This window comes from Tumebacillus lipolyticus (assembly GCF_042682745.1).
Taxonomy (GTDB): domain Bacteria; phylum Bacillota; class Bacilli; order Tumebacillales; family Tumebacillaceae; genus Tumebacillus_A; species Tumebacillus_A lipolyticus.
This window is the reverse complement of record NZ_JBHUIO010000011.1, coordinates 435,303-450,749: the sequence shown is the minus strand read 5'-3', so window position 1 is coordinate 450,749 and position 15,447 is coordinate 435,303. Positions and strand designations below refer to the sequence as shown.

14 protein-coding genes and 1 tRNA gene are annotated in these 15,447 nt (G+C 56.6%); 11 read left to right on the top strand and 4 right to left on the bottom strand.

The annotated features are described in order from the left end of the window. Positions 1-39 precede the first annotated feature (39 nt). From ACFSOY_RS18445 to ACFSOY_RS18415, 7 genes are all read left to right on the top strand, one after another. On the top strand, positions 40-798 hold the full coding sequence (locus tag ACFSOY_RS18445; protein WP_386049187.1) for a DUF3825 domain-containing protein: 759 nt from the start codon (positions 40-42) through the stop codon (positions 796-798). A gap of 284 nt (positions 799-1,082) precedes the next feature. Next, positions 1,083-1,370, top strand: a complete 288-nt coding sequence (locus ACFSOY_RS18440) for a hypothetical protein (RefSeq protein ID WP_386049185.1) — start codon at positions 1,083-1,085, stop codon at positions 1,368-1,370. Positions 1,371-1,775: 405 nt separating this feature from the next. Beyond that, complete coding sequence (locus ACFSOY_RS18435; protein WP_386049183.1) at positions 1,776-3,800, top strand: methyl-accepting chemotaxis protein; 2,025 nt, start codon at positions 1,776-1,778, stop codon at positions 3,798-3,800. Between the two features lie 120 nt (positions 3,801-3,920). After that, positions 3,921-4,790: an RNase adapter RapZ gene (gene rapZ, locus ACFSOY_RS18430; protein WP_386049181.1), complete on the top strand. Its 870-nt coding sequence runs from the start codon at positions 3,921-3,923 to the stop codon at positions 4,788-4,790. A gap of 6 nt (positions 4,791-4,796) precedes the next feature. Next, positions 4,797-5,963 (top strand): gluconeogenesis factor YvcK family protein, encoded by a 1,167-nt coding sequence (locus ACFSOY_RS18425; protein ID WP_386049179.1) that lies wholly within the window; start codon positions 4,797-4,799, stop codon positions 5,961-5,963. 32 nt (positions 5,964-5,995) lie between these two features. Further along, entirely contained in the window at positions 5,996-6,940 is a 945-nt protein-coding gene (gene whiA, locus ACFSOY_RS18420; protein WP_386049177.1) for a DNA-binding protein WhiA, read from the top strand. Positions 6,941-6,962: 22 nt separating this feature from the next. Then, positions 6,963-7,220, top strand: a complete 258-nt coding sequence (locus ACFSOY_RS18415) for an HPr family phosphocarrier protein (RefSeq protein WP_386049175.1) — start codon at positions 6,963-6,965, stop codon at positions 7,218-7,220. A gap of 45 nt (positions 7,221-7,265) precedes the next feature. Here the strand turns inward: ACFSOY_RS18415 and ACFSOY_RS18410 are convergent, their stop codons facing one another. The 3 genes from ACFSOY_RS18410 to ACFSOY_RS18400 form a co-directional block, all read right to left on the bottom strand. Continuing rightward, a complete protein-coding gene (locus ACFSOY_RS18410; protein ID WP_386049174.1) occupies positions 7,266-7,946 on the bottom strand; it encodes a hypothetical protein in 681 nt (226 codons plus the stop codon). A gap of 81 nt (positions 7,947-8,027) precedes the next feature. Then, positions 8,028-8,315, bottom strand: coding sequence for a hypothetical protein (locus ACFSOY_RS18405; RefSeq protein WP_386049172.1), 288 nt, complete (start codon positions 8,313-8,315; stop codon positions 8,028-8,030). Between the two features lie 163 nt (positions 8,316-8,478). Beyond that, a complete protein-coding gene (locus ACFSOY_RS18400) occupies positions 8,479-8,748 on the bottom strand; it encodes a hypothetical protein (RefSeq protein ID WP_386049171.1) in 270 nt (89 codons plus the stop codon). Positions 8,749-8,880: 132 nt separating this feature from the next. On the opposite strand from ACFSOY_RS18400, the gene ACFSOY_RS18395 reads away from it, so the two are divergent. The 3 genes from ACFSOY_RS18395 (at position 8,881) to ACFSOY_RS18385 (ending at position 14,236) form a co-directional block, all read left to right on the top strand. Next, the gene (locus ACFSOY_RS18395; protein ID WP_386049169.1) at positions 8,881-9,582 is read left to right on the top strand and encodes a uracil-DNA glycosylase; all 702 of its coding nucleotides are present in this window, start codon (positions 8,881-8,883) and stop codon (positions 9,580-9,582) included. Between the two features lie 82 nt (positions 9,583-9,664). Next, positions 9,665-11,611 (top strand): LTA synthase family protein, encoded by a 1,947-nt coding sequence (locus tag ACFSOY_RS18390; RefSeq protein ID WP_386049167.1) that lies wholly within the window; start codon positions 9,665-9,667, stop codon positions 11,609-11,611. 198 nt (positions 11,612-11,809) lie between these two features. Then, positions 11,810-14,236: an EAL domain-containing protein gene (locus ACFSOY_RS18385; RefSeq protein WP_386049165.1), complete on the top strand. Its 2,427-nt coding sequence runs from the start codon at positions 11,810-11,812 to the stop codon at positions 14,234-14,236. Positions 14,237-14,407: 171 nt separating this feature from the next. Here the strand turns inward: ACFSOY_RS18385 and ACFSOY_RS18380 are convergent. Next, positions 14,408-14,482, bottom strand: a tRNA-Arg gene (locus tag ACFSOY_RS18380). A 136-nt stretch (positions 14,483-14,618) separates the two neighbouring features. On the opposite strand from ACFSOY_RS18380, the gene thiD reads away from it, so the two are divergent. Beyond that, entirely contained in the window at positions 14,619-15,422 is an 804-nt protein-coding gene (gene thiD, locus ACFSOY_RS18375; protein ID WP_386049163.1) for a bifunctional hydroxymethylpyrimidine kinase/phosphomethylpyrimidine kinase, read from the top strand. Positions 15,423-15,447: the final 25 nt, after the last annotated feature.

The window sequence follows — 15,447 nt, the reverse complement described above, 5'->3', positions numbered from 1 at the left end:
TAGGATAGAAGGGATAGATGCGAAGGATGGTGTTATTGGATGCGTAAATTGTTTGATTTTGCATTTTTCCCCGATTTTGATTCGCGGCTGGCCGAGCTGAAGGAGCTGGCGATGCCGGAAAACTGGGAGTACCGCTTTTCCACGATCGAGCGGAAGTTCCCGATATTGTACAATTATTTGCACTACACGTTTGAGCGCCTCCAATATGAAGACAAGATCGCGATCGAAGGTGACTATGCCTGTTTTAACACCGGGTTGGTCACGAAAAACCAAGAGGACATTTTTGCGCTGTTTCAAGAGAATAAAAAGCTGGATGCGAAACAGGATTGGTTTTTTATCAAATTCTGCAAGTATAGCGATCCGTCTTTGCGGGTGATCACCACGCTGCCCGATACGGCGCACTATTTTGACGATCCTTCCGAATTGCTCTACGATGCTCGACTCGAATTGCGAACCAATGTCGATCATATCATTCAGGACAATCGCGACCGCTTTCCCGCCCCATTAAACGAAGAGAAATATCATCATCAGTTGCGGATCACCCTGCACGGTGCGATCACCGACGCGATCAATCGCAACAAGCGAAATTACAAAACGGCGATCCCGCAGTTTTATCAAAATCGCATCCAACTTTTGCTTCCTCTCTATTTGACTTCCTATGATAGCCCCGATCTAGCGCTGGCCGTCTATAAGCACGACGGCAAGTTCTATATGGCGACGACCTGTCTGACCTTAGATATGGCCTATAACAATGCACGGCTGATCGCGCGTCCCGACATGGAATGGTTGATTCCCTAGCCGGATGGCGACCGAATCTTGACACCTCCTGCTGGGTATACTACAATACGTAGTAAATACTTCATTAATCATAAGCTTCCTCGATATAAGGAAACCTAGAAAATTAAACTCCAGAACATAATGCAACTGGACATATATTTTTGTCAAAGATTGATGAAGGTTAATGCCGCCGACAAGCTTGTCGGCGGCATTTTATTTTGCCAGGGCGTGCTATACTTGGAAATGGAAACAGCGGCAGAAAAGCATGTGCATGCAAACGATTCACACAAGGGGGTGCGGTGTCGATGCTAGATCTCTCCACCGTTTTTAACATCTGCCTGATCGCCACGTTTGTGCTGACGATCTGGGGCGTGAAGGGAAAGAGCGCGACTGTCATTCTGTTCGCCATTCTGTTCAGCGCGGTGGTGACCGTGCTGGGAAGCTTCTCGATCGGAATCTACCTGCTGCTGATCCCGCTCTTGCAGATTTCGCTGTTCATTCAGATGAAGCGCAAGCTCCCACCGCGAACCTCCCTGCTCCTTCAGCTTGGCGTGGTGGCCGTGTGGGGCTTGATCGTCTACGCGGTCATCTGAGCGGGAAGGGCGGAGCGGCGGGCGTCAAATGTAAACCGGTCGCTGGAAGCTATTAGCGGTGCCGTAACAGACGAAACAAATTGTCACACGGTGTTCACTCCGGTGTAACCGTCCCGCAACAGTAAGTCGGTATAGTAAAAGCAAGCATATTTGACCCCCCTTTTCAAATATCTCTTTCCAGTGAGGCCGACCAGATGATGGGATGTCTCACCTTTTTTTTGCGCTCAGCGAGGGGAAGGTGGGGAGAAAGAGGTCAAATGATGATTTATGAATGTACGAATAGGAGTAGTTAGTTTAGTTTCATTAAATGTTATTGTGAATTAAGCGGATTTGTTGCAGGAATGTTGTGGTTTCGTAGAGAAGAAGAATTCCTATGTATGCAGGAAGAAGGAGGTAGGGTGAGTGATGCCTACGGGACGGAATAAGAAATTTGACCAGTCCTCGATGCTTCGCTTGCTGGACCGTGTCTATGAAGGCATCGACAGCAAGATCAAAATGAAACTCAGTCAGAAATTGGGCCTCATCATCATCGTCACGTTTGTCGGAATCCTAGCAGTTGGCGCGACGTCGATCTGGCAGTTAAAAACGCTTCAGAGCAGCATGGATGAGGCGTTGACCGTCAACCTCCGCGCGATGCAAGTCGCCGAGGAAATGAAAGTCACAGCAGCACAGTATGACCGCGAGATGGTCAATTACATCCGCAACAGCAAGAACAAGGATGGACGAGGCGTATATCTTAAAAAGCTTGACAATTTGAACAAATCGATCGAAGACAGCATCAGCGAGTACGAGGAGCTTGCGCAGGTGGCTGGCACAGATGAGCATCTGCTCACCGAGCTGAAGAAGAACTGGCAGGCTTTCAAAGATGCGCAGAAGAAGCTGATCGAGGAAACGGATAAAAGCGAAGTCATCGCCTTCCAGCTTTGGGAGGGCAATCTATCTACCGGTTATAAAAACCTATCGAAAATCCTGACAGAGATCAACAGCGACAACCAGACGGTGATCTCCGACGCGAAAAACTTGCTCGATTCGATCTATCGCACCTCTTGGATCGTCACCGGGATCGTGATCGCGGTGATCGCGCTGTTCGCCGGGGCGCTCGGACTTGCGACCAACCGCTATCTCCAGCACCGGATCAACCAGATGGTCGAGGTGAACGAGGTGTTGGCCAAAGGCGATCTGCGCGTCGAGGTGAAAGTCAACTCGACAGACGAGCTGGGTCAGCTGGCGCGCTCGACCTCGGCGGTCATCGCCAACCTGCGCCAGATCATCAGCCAGTTGAACACCGCATCGATGAGCGTCGCCTCCGCTTCGGAGCGGATGGCAGTCTCCTCGGAGGAGAGCAATCGGGCGGCCGAATCGGTCGCGATCACCATTCAAGAGGTGGCGGAAGGCACGTCGCGTCAGGTGGAGCGCACGCAGGAGAGCGCCGATCTGATGCAGCAGCTCGCCGAGTCGGTCGCCGAGATCAAGAAGACGATGGATCATATCGTCGATGCGGCGCAGCAGACGACCGATACGGCGCTGGACGGGCGCTCTGTGCTGGAGACGACATCCGGTCAGATCGAAGGCATTCGCTCCGCCAACGCCGAGACGGTTCAAGCGTTCGAACATCTCTACAAGCAATTGGGTCGCATCATCGAGTTTGTCAATGTGATCACCGAGATCGCCTCGCAGACCAACCTGCTCTCGCTGAACGCTGCGATCGAAGCGGCGCGCGCAGGCGAACATGGCCGCGGGTTTGCGGTGGTCGCCGACGAAGTGAAAAAGCTGGCCGACCAGTCTTCACAGGCTGCCGGCGAGGTGCGCTCGATCGTCTCCACCGCTCATGAGAGCATGGAGCAGATGAAAGCGGCGCTGGGTGGTTCCAACCAACGCGTCGATTCGGGCGTGAAGGCGATGGAAAAGACCAACCAGTCTTTCGAAAACATCGTCACCTCGGTCGAGGGCATGCTCGGGCGCATCCGGGTTGTCGCTGACACCACCGAGATGATCTCCGACTCCGCTCAGCAGGTGTTCGCCAACATCGAGGATGTCGCGTCGATCACCGAAGAGTCGGCAGCAGGGGTGGAAGAGGTGTCGGCGGCGACGCAGGAACAGCTCGCCTCGATGCAAGAGGTGGCAGCATCTGCCGTCTCGCTCTCGCAGCTTGCTGACGCGCTGAAGCTGAGCGTCTCGCGCTTTGTCGTCGATGAAGAGTCGCATGCGGAAGGTCCGAACGGTCATGCTGAGCTGGCAGCCGCACGGGAAGATGCGGAACTGCCAGCTGCGGAGCTGCAAGCGGCGCACGAAGAGGAAGCTTCTTCAGAAGAATTCGAGACGGAAGATCGTTTTGTTGGGGCAGAGACTGCCGAAGCGGCTGTCGAGTCGACCGAAAGCGAATCGGAAGCCACTGCAGACGAGCTGACGAAACGGGATACGGATAACTAGGAAGCGAGCCGGGGGATACGCCCGGCTCTTTTTCTTATCAGCACGTTTCTTTCTTTCCGCCCCGTCATCTGCTACACTAAAAGGAAACAAATTGGCATGAACTAGCAGGAGGTGAGGGAGATGCAAGCGGGTATTAACCTCTTGTTGATCACAGGGCTGTCGGGCGCCGGAAAATCGGTGACGATGCAAGCGCTGGAGGATATCGGTTTCTTTTGCGTAGACAATCTGCCACCCGCATTGATTCCCAAGTTTGGTGATCTGATCATCCAATCGTTGGGGAAGGTGACCAAGGTGGCGCTGGTCTGCGACCTGCGCGGCGGCGCATTTTTCAGCGACCTGATGGAGGCGCTGGGGGCGCTGGAGCTAAAAGCTCCGCACATCAACTACCAGATCGTCTTTCTCGAAGCGGATGATGCGACGATCGTCCGCCGCTTTAAGGAGACGAGACGCCGTCATCCGCTGGCGAAGGACGGTCGCATCGTCGAAGGCATCGCCGAGGAGCGCAAGATGCTGGAGGAGATTCGCGGCAATGCAGACCTGATCCTCAACACGTCTGCGCTGAAGGCGAGCGAGCTCAGGCAGAAGATCCTCAACCAATTTTCGCAGATCGACGACCAGCACATGAAGGTGGACATCATGTCGTTCGGCTTTAAATACGGAGTGCCGATCGAAGCGGACATGGTGTTTGACGTTCGCTTCTTGCCCAACCCGCACTATGTCGATTCCTTGCGACCGCTGACTGGCAAGCACCCAGAGGTGTACGACTATGTGATGAAATGGCCGATCACGCAAGCCTTCTCGCAAAAACTTCTCGATATGATCGATTTTCTTATTCCGCAATTTCGCAAAGAAGGCAAGACACAAGTGGTGATCGGGATCGGCTGCACAGGCGGCAAACACCGCTCGGTCGCGCTGGCAGAAACGCTGCACCAACATCTGAAAGATCGCGAGTGGTCGAGCGTCGTCCATCGCGATTCTGCAAAGGAATAGCCCGCGATGGTGCGCTATTGGTTGCTCCTCGCTTGGACGGTCTGCTCGTTCGGCCTCGGGCTGATCGCGGCGGGCATCGGGATTCACAGCCTGCCGGGTCAAACGTCGCTGATCGGGCTGGTCTGTCTGTTGATGGGGTCGGGGCTGCTCGCGTTCGGCTGGTGGCGCGATGAGCAGATCACCCGCACGCAGATGCTCTTGGAAAAGCGCAAGCCGCGCGTCGTCGTCGTCGGCGGGGGCACCGGGCTCTCGGTGCTCTTGCGCGGTCTGAAGGAGTTTGATATCGACATCACCGCGATCGTCACCGTGGCTGATGATGGCGGCTCTTCCGGTCGATTGCGCTCCGATTTTGACATGCCGCCGCCTGGCGACATCCGCAGCTGTCTCGTCGCCCTGTCCGACACGGAGCCGCTGCTGGAAAAGCTTTGGTCCCACCGCTTCAAAAGCGGCGAGGGATTGGCCGGACATTCGTTTGGCAACCTGCTGATCGCAGCGCTGACCGATGTGACCGGCGATTTTGAGACGGCGATCAAAGAGGCGTCGCGCGTGCTCGCAGTCGGCGGCCGCGTGTTGCCAGCCGTGCGGGAGGCGGTCATCCTGCGCGCCTATATGGAGGATGGCTCGTTTGTGGAGGGAGAATCGCAGATTCCGCTCTCCGGCAAGAAGATCGATCGCGTCGAGGTGGAGCCGAACGACCTCGAACCGCTGCCGGAAGCGCTGGAAGCGATCGAGCAGGCAGATGTGATCGTCATCGGCCCAGGGTCGCTCTATACGAGCATCCTGCCCAACCTGCTCGTCACCCGCTTGACGGAGGCGATCGCCGCCGCAGAGGGGAAAAAGGTGTACATCTGCAACGTGATGACCCAGTCGGGAGAGACCGATCACTACACCGCGTCCGATCATGTGAAAGCGCTTTACGACCATATCGGTCTACCGCTGTTCGATTATATCCTGGTCAACTCGGCGCCGATTCCGCCGGCTGTCATCGAGCAGTATCGCGAGAAGCGAGCAGCGCCTGTCGTCGCCGACCTTTGGAATCTGCAAAACATGGGCTTGAACGTCATCGCGCGCAATTTTCTGCACTACTCCATCTATGCTCGTCATGATGCCCGCATGATCTCCGAACAAATCTTAGCGCTGATCGGTCGCGATCCGAACAAACTGCGCCGCTAGCACGACGATCACAGGTAAGGAGGTGGACGCAAATGTCGTTTGCTGCACGTACTAAGAAAGAGCTCACGCAACTGGAGGCAAAGCCCTGTTGCAAAAAAGCGGAGCTGGCCGCCCTGATTCGGATGAACGGAACGATCGTCATCTCCGGCAAACGCTTTTCGCTCGATGTGACCACCGAAAACGCCGCGATCGCCAGGCGCATGTACACGCTGCTCAAAGAGCTGTTCGGTGTGCATGCTGAAATCTTGGTGCGGAAAAAGATGCGCTTGAAGAAAAACAACGTCTACATGATGCGCGTGCCGTTTCAGGTGAAAGAGATTTTACAGGAACTGTGCATCGCGGCAGATAATTTGACATTTATTGCGGGGATCAATCCTACACTGATCAAGAAGAGCTGTTGCAAGCGCTCCTACCTGCGAGGCGTGTTCCTCGCCGGCGGGAGCGTGAATGATCCGGAAGGCTCGTCCTACCACCTGGAGATCGCCTCCAGCGACTATGATCACTCGGAGGCGTTGCTTCAGCTGATCAACGAATACGATCTGAACGCCAAGCTGATCGACCGCAAAAAATCATATGTGGTCTATCTGAAAGAGGTCGAGAAGATCATCGAATTTCTCAACATCATCGGCGCTCATCAGGCGCTGTTAAAGTTTGAGGACATCCGGATCGTCAAAGGGATGCGCAATCAGGTCAACCGCTTGGTCAACTGTGAGACGGCCAACTTGAACAAGACGATCGAAGCTTCTGTTCGCCAGATCGAAAACATCAAGCTGCTGGAGCGGGTGGTCGGGCTGCACAACCTGCCGCCGCGCCTGCGCGAAGTGGCCGAACTGCGATTGCAATATCCTGACATCAACCTGAAGGAGCTCGGAGAAATGCTGCCGAGCAAAGTGTCGAAGTCGGGCGTCAACCATCGGTTGCGCAAGCTGGATGAGTTGGCGGAAAAGGCGAAAACAGGGTATACTAACCAAAAATGAGAATCGTGAGGAGGGTCTGAAGGTGGCAGAAAAGACTGTGACCGTGGGACTGCCTGCGGGATTGCACGCCCGTCCGGCTGCGCTGTTCGTCCAGGAAGCGAACCGCTTCACCAGCGAGATTTTTGTAGAAAAAGAGGGGAAAGCGGTAAACGCAAAGAGCATCATGGGCGTCATGTCGCTTGCGATCGCCAAAGGCACCACCGTCGTCATCCGCGCCGACGGGCCCGACGCGGAATCTGCTGTGGAGAAGCTGGCAATGCTCGTCTCGGCAGCCAGTTAACCAAAAACCACGTTCGCGCATGCGAGCGTGGTTTTTTCGCACAGTTTAACCGCTCAGATCGGTCATCGGCAGATTGAGCAAGTGCGTCGTCGGCCGAATCGGCAAGCGCTGCTCGACGATCTGCTCGACGCTGCGCAGGGAATCCTCCTCCAGCTGATCGGGGACGCGCACATAGTGCAAGCGACGAACCGGGCTGTAGGCGGGATGCGTTGGCAGCGAGTCGAAGATCAGCTTCTGTCCGAACTGCGGCAAGACGTTGCCGCTCGCCTTGTCGAAACCGCGGATGCACTGATAGACATTCCCGGTGCGAACGGGCATCGGGCCGATGTCGAGGTAGCCGGTCAGCACCCCCTGATGCCAGGCGGGCACGATCGGAAAGGCGGGGCTGGAAGCATCGAGCGGTACGATGGGCGCATCGACGACCATGCCGGGCGTGCGAATTCGCACGGCGCGCCTGATCACATCCTGCACGCTTCTGACCGAGTCGGGCGAAAGGTCGGGGGAAACTTCAACAAAATGCACCAGGCGCAGCGGGCTGTACTCGTGCATGCCTGGCACCGAATCGAGAATCTGCTTGTGCCGGGCGAGCAGCAGGGGCCCTCCCTTCGGGTCGTAGCCGCGAATCAGCACATACATGCCGGCCAGCATCATCGGCGCAGGGCCGATCGAAACAAAACGGACTGGGCGATGATCCGCCCAGCCCTCTTGCCATGTGATCGTGCTCAACGATCTGTCACCTCCCGTCTAGCGTTGGGCTGCTATCAGCCTATGCGTGAGACGAGCGGAAGGTGATGATCACACTTTTGCTTACAGGTTTGCACTGCCATACAGGATGGCGGCGACGATCGCACCGATCAAGATCGCCAGCAAGAAGAACAGCGCAGCGAGCACGATGATGATGATCCCTTGTACTTTTGCTCCGCGCGCGATCGACAGCGCGCCGAAGACGATCGCCAGCGGTGCGAAGATGAAGGGCAGGAAGAACAGCGTCAGCACTGTGAAGACCCAGCCGAGGACGAGAAAGACGGTCGCGTCTTTTTTCGGCTGTTGCTGATGTTGCGGTTGTTGACCTTCCTTTTGCAGTTGTACTTCCAAAGGAAGCACCTCCTTTTCATGATGTACCAGTTATCGAATGGATAGATTCCGCTCACAAGTATATCAAATAGAGCTAATTCTTGGAAGCGATTTGGTTTTAAAACTCAAAAAACTATTTTTACGAACAAAACGGCTGCAAGGAGATCGCTTGCAGCCGTTCGGGTCAGGGCGCTGTCGGCAAGTTCATGAAAAAGGAGATCGCGAGGACGGTGACGACCACATAGAGCAGCAGCAGCAGGGCGGAGAGCACGATGATCCAAATGCCGTTCGCCTTGGCACCGCGCTTGATCGCGAAAGCTCCCATGATGATCGCTGCCGGGCCGAACAGAAAGGGCAAGGTAAACAGTGCGATCACCGTAAATACCCAGCCTAAGATGACGAAGATCTTCGGGTCTTTGCGCTGCTCGTTGAGGCTGGGCAGGCGTTCTTCCACAGCAGATCACCCCCACATCGAGTCGTTTCTGTAGTCTATGCGGGAGGGTGCTGTCCTACGCTGGCAGTTTGTTACCAGCGCGATCCTGTACCGGGGAGATGCTCGATTCGCAAGCAAAAGGAGTGAGGGATTTTGAAAAGTTTGGACGAGTTGCAGGCGCGTATCATCTCCTGCGAGGCCTGTCCGCGCCTGCGAGCTTGGTGTCAGGAAGTCGCGCAGGTGAAGAAGGCGAAATACAAGGAGGATACCTACTGGGGTCGCCCCGTGCCAGGCTTCGGCGATCCGAACGCCCGCCTGATCATCTTGGGGCTCGCTCCCGGTGCCCACGGGGCCAACCGCACCGGGCGGGTGTTCACAGGCGATGAATCGGGCAGATGGCTCTATGGCGCACTGCATCGCTTCGGCTTTGCTGATCGACCGGATGCGACCGGGGCGACCGATGGGCTGGTGCTGAACGACGCCTACATCAACAATCTCGTGCGCTGCGCACCGCCGCAAAACAAGCCGACCGCAGGGGAGATCGCAACTTGCCGGCCCTATTTTGTCGAGGAGCTCCGGCTGTTGACCGAGCGACGGGTCGTGTTGGCGCTCGGCAAGATCGCTTTTGACGGGTACAAAAAGTTTCTGCGCGAAGAGGGGTATGACGTCTCTGGCCTGCACTTTGCACACGGCGCTGTCTACACGTTCGCAGATGGGAGAGCCGCATTGCTCGCCTCCTATCATCCGAGCCAGCAGAACACGTTTACCGGAAAGCTGACCCAGGAGATGTGGGATGCGGTCTTCCAGACGGCGAGAGAATTGATTGGAGAAAAACGGGAGACAATCAAATCATGACCAAAGGAGCCGTTCCGCGTCGGGACGGTTTTCTTGCGCTCGCATGAGCTGGGAGATCTGCACATAAGGATGAGAGAGGGGCTTGGCAGAAGGGGGGCTGGCGATGGGCAAGCTGTACAGGCCGACGTGGCGGCAGGTCAAAAAACTGGCGTACGCCAACCGCGATCTGCTCTTTTTTAACGGGTTTTTGCTGTTCAAGATCACTGTGGTCCATCTGGAGATCGGCGTCGGCATCGGGTCTCCGCTGCGCTGGTTGGCGTCGCTTGCGCTGCTGTTTGTGCTGTCCGGGCTTGTGGTGCTGTTGCCGCGAGCGGGACGGTTTGTCTCGCTGCTCCTCCTCGATCTGCTGCTCACGGTGCTCTTGCTGGCCGACCTGTTCTTCTACCGCAATTATGATCGCATTCTGCCGATCTCGATGCTCCACGAGGCTGGACAGCTGGGCGATGTGCTCGACTCGCTGCTCAGCATCTTTTCGCTTCGCGATCTGCTGTTGTTTGGCGACTTTTTGTTTTTGATCCCCTTTTTGCTGATGGCGGGCAAAGAGCGGCTCGTCGTCAGTGCGCGCTGGCCGTGGGAGCGCCGGCGGCTCTCGCGGGCGATCCTCGTCGGCAGTGCGGCGCTGCTGCTGGTGCAAGGAACGGTGCTCGCCCTGCGCTTTGGCAAAGGGGCGTTTCAGGAGCTGTACACGAACGAGGCTCTGCTGCGGAACATGGGCATCTTAAACTATCATGCGGTCGATCTGTTCAACTACCTGCGCGATCCGAACACGGAGAAGGTGACAGAAGCGGAAGTCAACCTGCTGAAAACTTGGATGGACTTGCACAGAAAGCAACAGCAGCAGGAGCTGTTCGCCGCGGCGAAGGGGAAGAATCTGATCATCGTGCAGATGGAGGCGTTGCAAGGGTTTCTGATCGGCCGCACCGTCAACGGCCAAGAGGTGACGCCCAACCTCAACCGATTGGTCAACGAATCGCTGTATTTTGACAACTACTTCGCCCAAGTCGGGGTGGGCAACACGTCAGACGCCGAATTTATGACGTTCAATTCGCTCTATCCGCTGGAGGGAAGTGCGGTGTATTCGCTAAAAGCGGACAACCACTACCGCTCTTTGCCGACCCTGCTCAAAGAGCAAGGGTACTCTTCCTATGTGTTTCACAGCTACAAGCAAGATTTTTACAACCGCGCCAACATGTACAAAGCGGAGGGGTTCGATAAGTTTTTCTCCCAAAACTACTTTTCCCAGGAGGATATCATCGGCTGGGGGCCCTCCGATCAGGTTGTCTATCGGCAGGCGCTCGATGTGATCAAACGGTCGTCACAGCCGTTCCTTTCCTTTTTCATCACGCTGTCCGGTCACCACACCTACAAGCTGCCAGATGCAAAAAAAGAGTTGGTCATCCCTCCGCACGCCTACAGCGAGCTGTTTACCGACTATCTGCACGCACAGCATTATGCGGATCGCGCGCTCGGCGAGCTGATCGCCAAGCTCAAAGAGCTCGGGATCATGAACAACTCTTTGTTTGTCGTCTATGGAGACCATTTTGCCAACGGGCTCGACAAAAAGGAGATCGGTCGATTTATGGGCACCGACCGAGAGATCGACAACTATCTCTACCACGAACAGAAGCGCGTACCGCTCTGGCTGCGACTGCCGAGCGGATCGCCCGCTGGGGTCAGACATGTCAGCGGCGGTCAGATGGACCTGCTGCCGACCTTGGCCAATCTGCTCGGGTTGGAGAAGGAGAAGATGTTCTATTTCGGTCAAGACCTGCTCAACGTCGGCGCAGGCGACGGGTTCTCCGCCTTTCGCTTTTACACGCAAGCGGGCACGTATGTCACCGACCGGCTGTTCTACATCGCCAGCCAGGACGGTATTTTTGAGCACGGCGCTTGTCATGATCGAAGCGCCGGCGGCGCACTCCTGCCTGTGCAAACCTGTCAGCCCGGCTGGAAGCGAGCCAAATGGGAGTTCCAGATGTCCGACCTGATCTTGCGCAGCGATGCGTTGCCCCAAATCGCCGGAGAATAATCACAGTTCTGCGCTTCAACAAAAGAACGAGCAAAACGCGACAACTTACTCATTTAAAAAGCGGACAATTCATGCTACATTGGTTTTGACAGTTAGTCAGTTTGTTCTTTGTTTAAACGGGGTGTTGCAACAAATGCAAAAACCGATTAAAACGGAGGGCATGAGTGGTCTCGGGGGAGACAGGGGAGAGACAATCGTATGTATGAATTGGTAGGGAGTTACGATCCGGCGATCGTGGTCTTATCCATTTTGATCGCGGTGTTCGCTTCACACATGGCGCTGAGCTTGGGAGGCCGCGTCACCGTAGCCCGCGGGACGGCGCGCAAGTATTGGTTGGTCGGAGGGGCGACTGCGCTCGGGCTGGGCATCTGGTCGATGCACTTCGTCGCGATGCTCGCCTTTCGTCTGCAGGTGGAGGTGACCTACAACCTGTGGGTGGTCATCCTGTCCGTCTTGCCGGCGATCATCGCATCCTTTCTCGCGCTGTATCTGGTCAGCCGACCGACGCTCGTCTTCAGGCAACTGCTCGGCGGCAGTCTGCTGATGGGTGCGGGGATCTCGACGATGCATTACACCGGGATGTTTGCGATGCAGATGGAAGCGCATCTGCAGTATGATCCACTGCTGCTGGCAGCGTCGGTGCTGATCGCGATCGGCGCTTCTTTTGCTGCCTTGGCGATCATCTTCCGCCTGCGAAACGATCAGAACGGCGGACGAGTGGGTGGGCGCAAGATCGTCAGCTCGCTGGTGATGGGCGGTGCGATCTCCGGCATGCATTACACGGGGATGGCGGCTGCCATCTTTTCGCACAGCGATCAGATGATGGAGCACCCTGACAGCATGATGAACAACATGGTCCTCGCCTACCTGCTCGGCGGAGTTACGCTGTTTTTGCTCGGGGTGGTGGTGATCACCACGATGGTGGACAAGCGTCTGGTCAAGCAGCGGGCGCGACTGAATGAGAGCGAGCGCCGGTACCAGTCTTTGTTCGAAAACAATCCGGACGCGATCTTTACGGTCGATCGACGGGGCTTTTTTGTCGAGGCCAATCCGCAGGCGGAGCAGATGCTCGGCTATACGGAAGCGCAGCTGATGCGAATCAACGTGATGACGTTTGTCGTGCCGGAAGATGTGGAGAAGACCAGAGAGCTGTACCACCGCGTGTTGAACGGGGAGTCGCAAAATGCGGAGATCTCGATCATGCACAAAGCGGGACATCGCGCGGAAATCTTGGTCACGCTGGTGCCGAACCTCGTCGAAGAGGAAGTGAACGGCGTCTTTGCGATCGCGCAGGACATCTCGGAGAAGAAGAAGGCGGAGCGCGCGATGTCGCACATGGCCTACCATGACGATCTGACCGGGCTGCCGAACCGCCGCCTGTCGTTCGACCTGCTGAACAAGGCGCTCGAAGAGGTGGGCGGGGAGCACCATCATGTTGCGATCATGCTGCTCGACATCGACCGCTTCAAAAATTTTAACGATTCGCTCAGCCATACGTTTGGCGATCGACTGATCCGCGCGATCGGCAGGCGGCTGACCACCGCATATGGCGACAGCGTGCTGGTCGCGCGCTTTGGCGGCGATGAGTTCACCCTGCTGTTTCCGAAGCTCAGCTCGATCGACGAGGTGAAAGCGCGGGCGCAGGAGGTGTGCGATCTGATCGACCAGCCGCTCGTGTTGGCCGGCCATGAGGTGCATCTGACCGCATCGGTCGGCGTCGCGCTCTATCCGGGTGAGGCGAACGACGCGGTCGGACTGATTCGCAACGCAGACACGGCGATGTACCGCGCCAAAGAGCATGGCAACACGTTCCGCCTGTACGACCCGTCGATGGACACCAAAGCGTATGAGCGCATGGTGTTGGAGACAGACCTGCGCAAGGCGCTGGAGCGGGAGGAATTTGTGCTGTGGTACCAGCCGCAGATCAACCTGGCGACGATGCGGATCAAAGGGGTGGAAGCGCTGGTGCGCTGGAACCATCCGGAGCTGGGATTGGTGCCGCCGAACAAATTCATCCCGCTCGCCGAGGAGACCGGGCTGATCGTTCCGCTCGGCGAATGGGTGTTGCGAACCGCCTGCCAGACCAACAAGCGCTGGCAGGAGCGAGGACTGCAAAAGCTGCGCATGGGCGTCAACCTGTCGATGCGCCAGTTTCGACGGGACGATCTGTCCGATACGGTCGCCAGCGTCCTGGCGGAGACCGGTCTCGATCCGGCCGACTTGGAGCTTGAGATCACCGAGAGCATGACGATGGATCTGGAGCAGTCGCTGCTCACGCTGCAAAAGCTGAAGGGCTTGGGCATTCAGATCGGGATCGACGATTTTGGCACCGGCTACAGCTCGCTGAGCTATTTGAAAAAATTCCCGATCGATCGGCTGAAGATCGACCGTTCGTTCGTCAGCGACATCGGGGCGGATGAGAACGATTCGGCGATCGTCAACACCATCCTGCTGATGGCGCACAGCTTGCACCTGAAGGTCACCGCCGAAGGGGTGGAGACAGAAGCGCAAAAGGAGTACCTGAAATCGCACGGCTGTGATGATGCGCAAGGCTATCTCTTCTCCCGCCCATTGCCGGAAGGGGAGATCGAGCAGCTGTTGCGCGCGGAGCAGGTCGGGGTGTGAATGAGGGGAACAGCGCCGCCCGCGATGCTTGGCGAACCGCTGCGGGCGGCGGTGAAACGATCATGTGAGCAACGATATCTGATGAAAACGTAGATGATCTCCTATGAAAAATAATCGATTGAATCGCACAAAAAAAGCCTCCACAGATGTGGAGGCTTGCTCTTTATAATCTGGCGCACCCGCAGGGGATCGAACCCCGACCTCAGGTTCCGGAGACCTACGTCCTATCCATTGGACCACGGGTGCATCAACAAGTCTGCGAGACAAAATGTTCCGCAGAGGAACAATTGCTATGATACATCATCACCCAGTAAAAAGCAACTGGGAACTTTCCGCAGCTGCTGGTAAAATGGATGGAGCACCGAATGGAGGGGATCAGAGAATGACTGTATCTCGTGCTCTTACAATAGCAGGAAGCGATTCTGGCGGCGGTGCCGGAATCCAGGCAGACTTGAAAACGTTCACTGTGCTCGGCGTCTACGGCATGAGCGCACTCACCGCCATCACCGCGCAAAACACGCTCGGCGTCCACGGCATTTACAACCTGCCGCTGGAAGCGATCGAAAAGCAGATCGATGCGGTGGCGCAGGACATCGGGATCGACGCGGTCAAGACGGGCATGCTGTCCCAAGTGCCGATCATCGAGACGGTCGCGCGCAAGATCAAAGAAAACAACATTCCCAACCTTGTCGTCGACCCGGTGATGGTCGCCAAAGGCGGCGCCCGCCTGCTCGAACAGGATTCGCAGCAAGCGCTGATCCGGCAGCTGCTGCCGCTGGCTACGGTGATCACGCCGAACCTGCCGGAAGCGGAAGTGCTGACCGGCCGCGACATTCGCACCGTCGAAGAGATGCGAGAGGCGGCCAAGCGCATCCACAGTTTTGGCGTCCGCTATGTGGTGGTCAAAGGCGGTCACCTCGAAGGCGATGCGCTCGACGTTCTGTACGATGGCGAGACGTTTGTGCAGTTCGTCTCTCTGCGCCATCAGACCAAGCATACGCACGGCACCGGCTGCACCTTCTCCGCTGCGATCACCGCTGAGCTGGCCAAAGGTCGCTCCGTGCAAGCGGCGGTGGAGACGGCGAAAGAGTTTATCACCTGCGCGATCCGCGAGACGCTGGGGATCGGAAACGGCCACGGGCCGACCAATCACTGGGCGTACGGGCAGCGCGCGCTACAAAAATGAGCATACGCGATGCGGGGTCTGACCG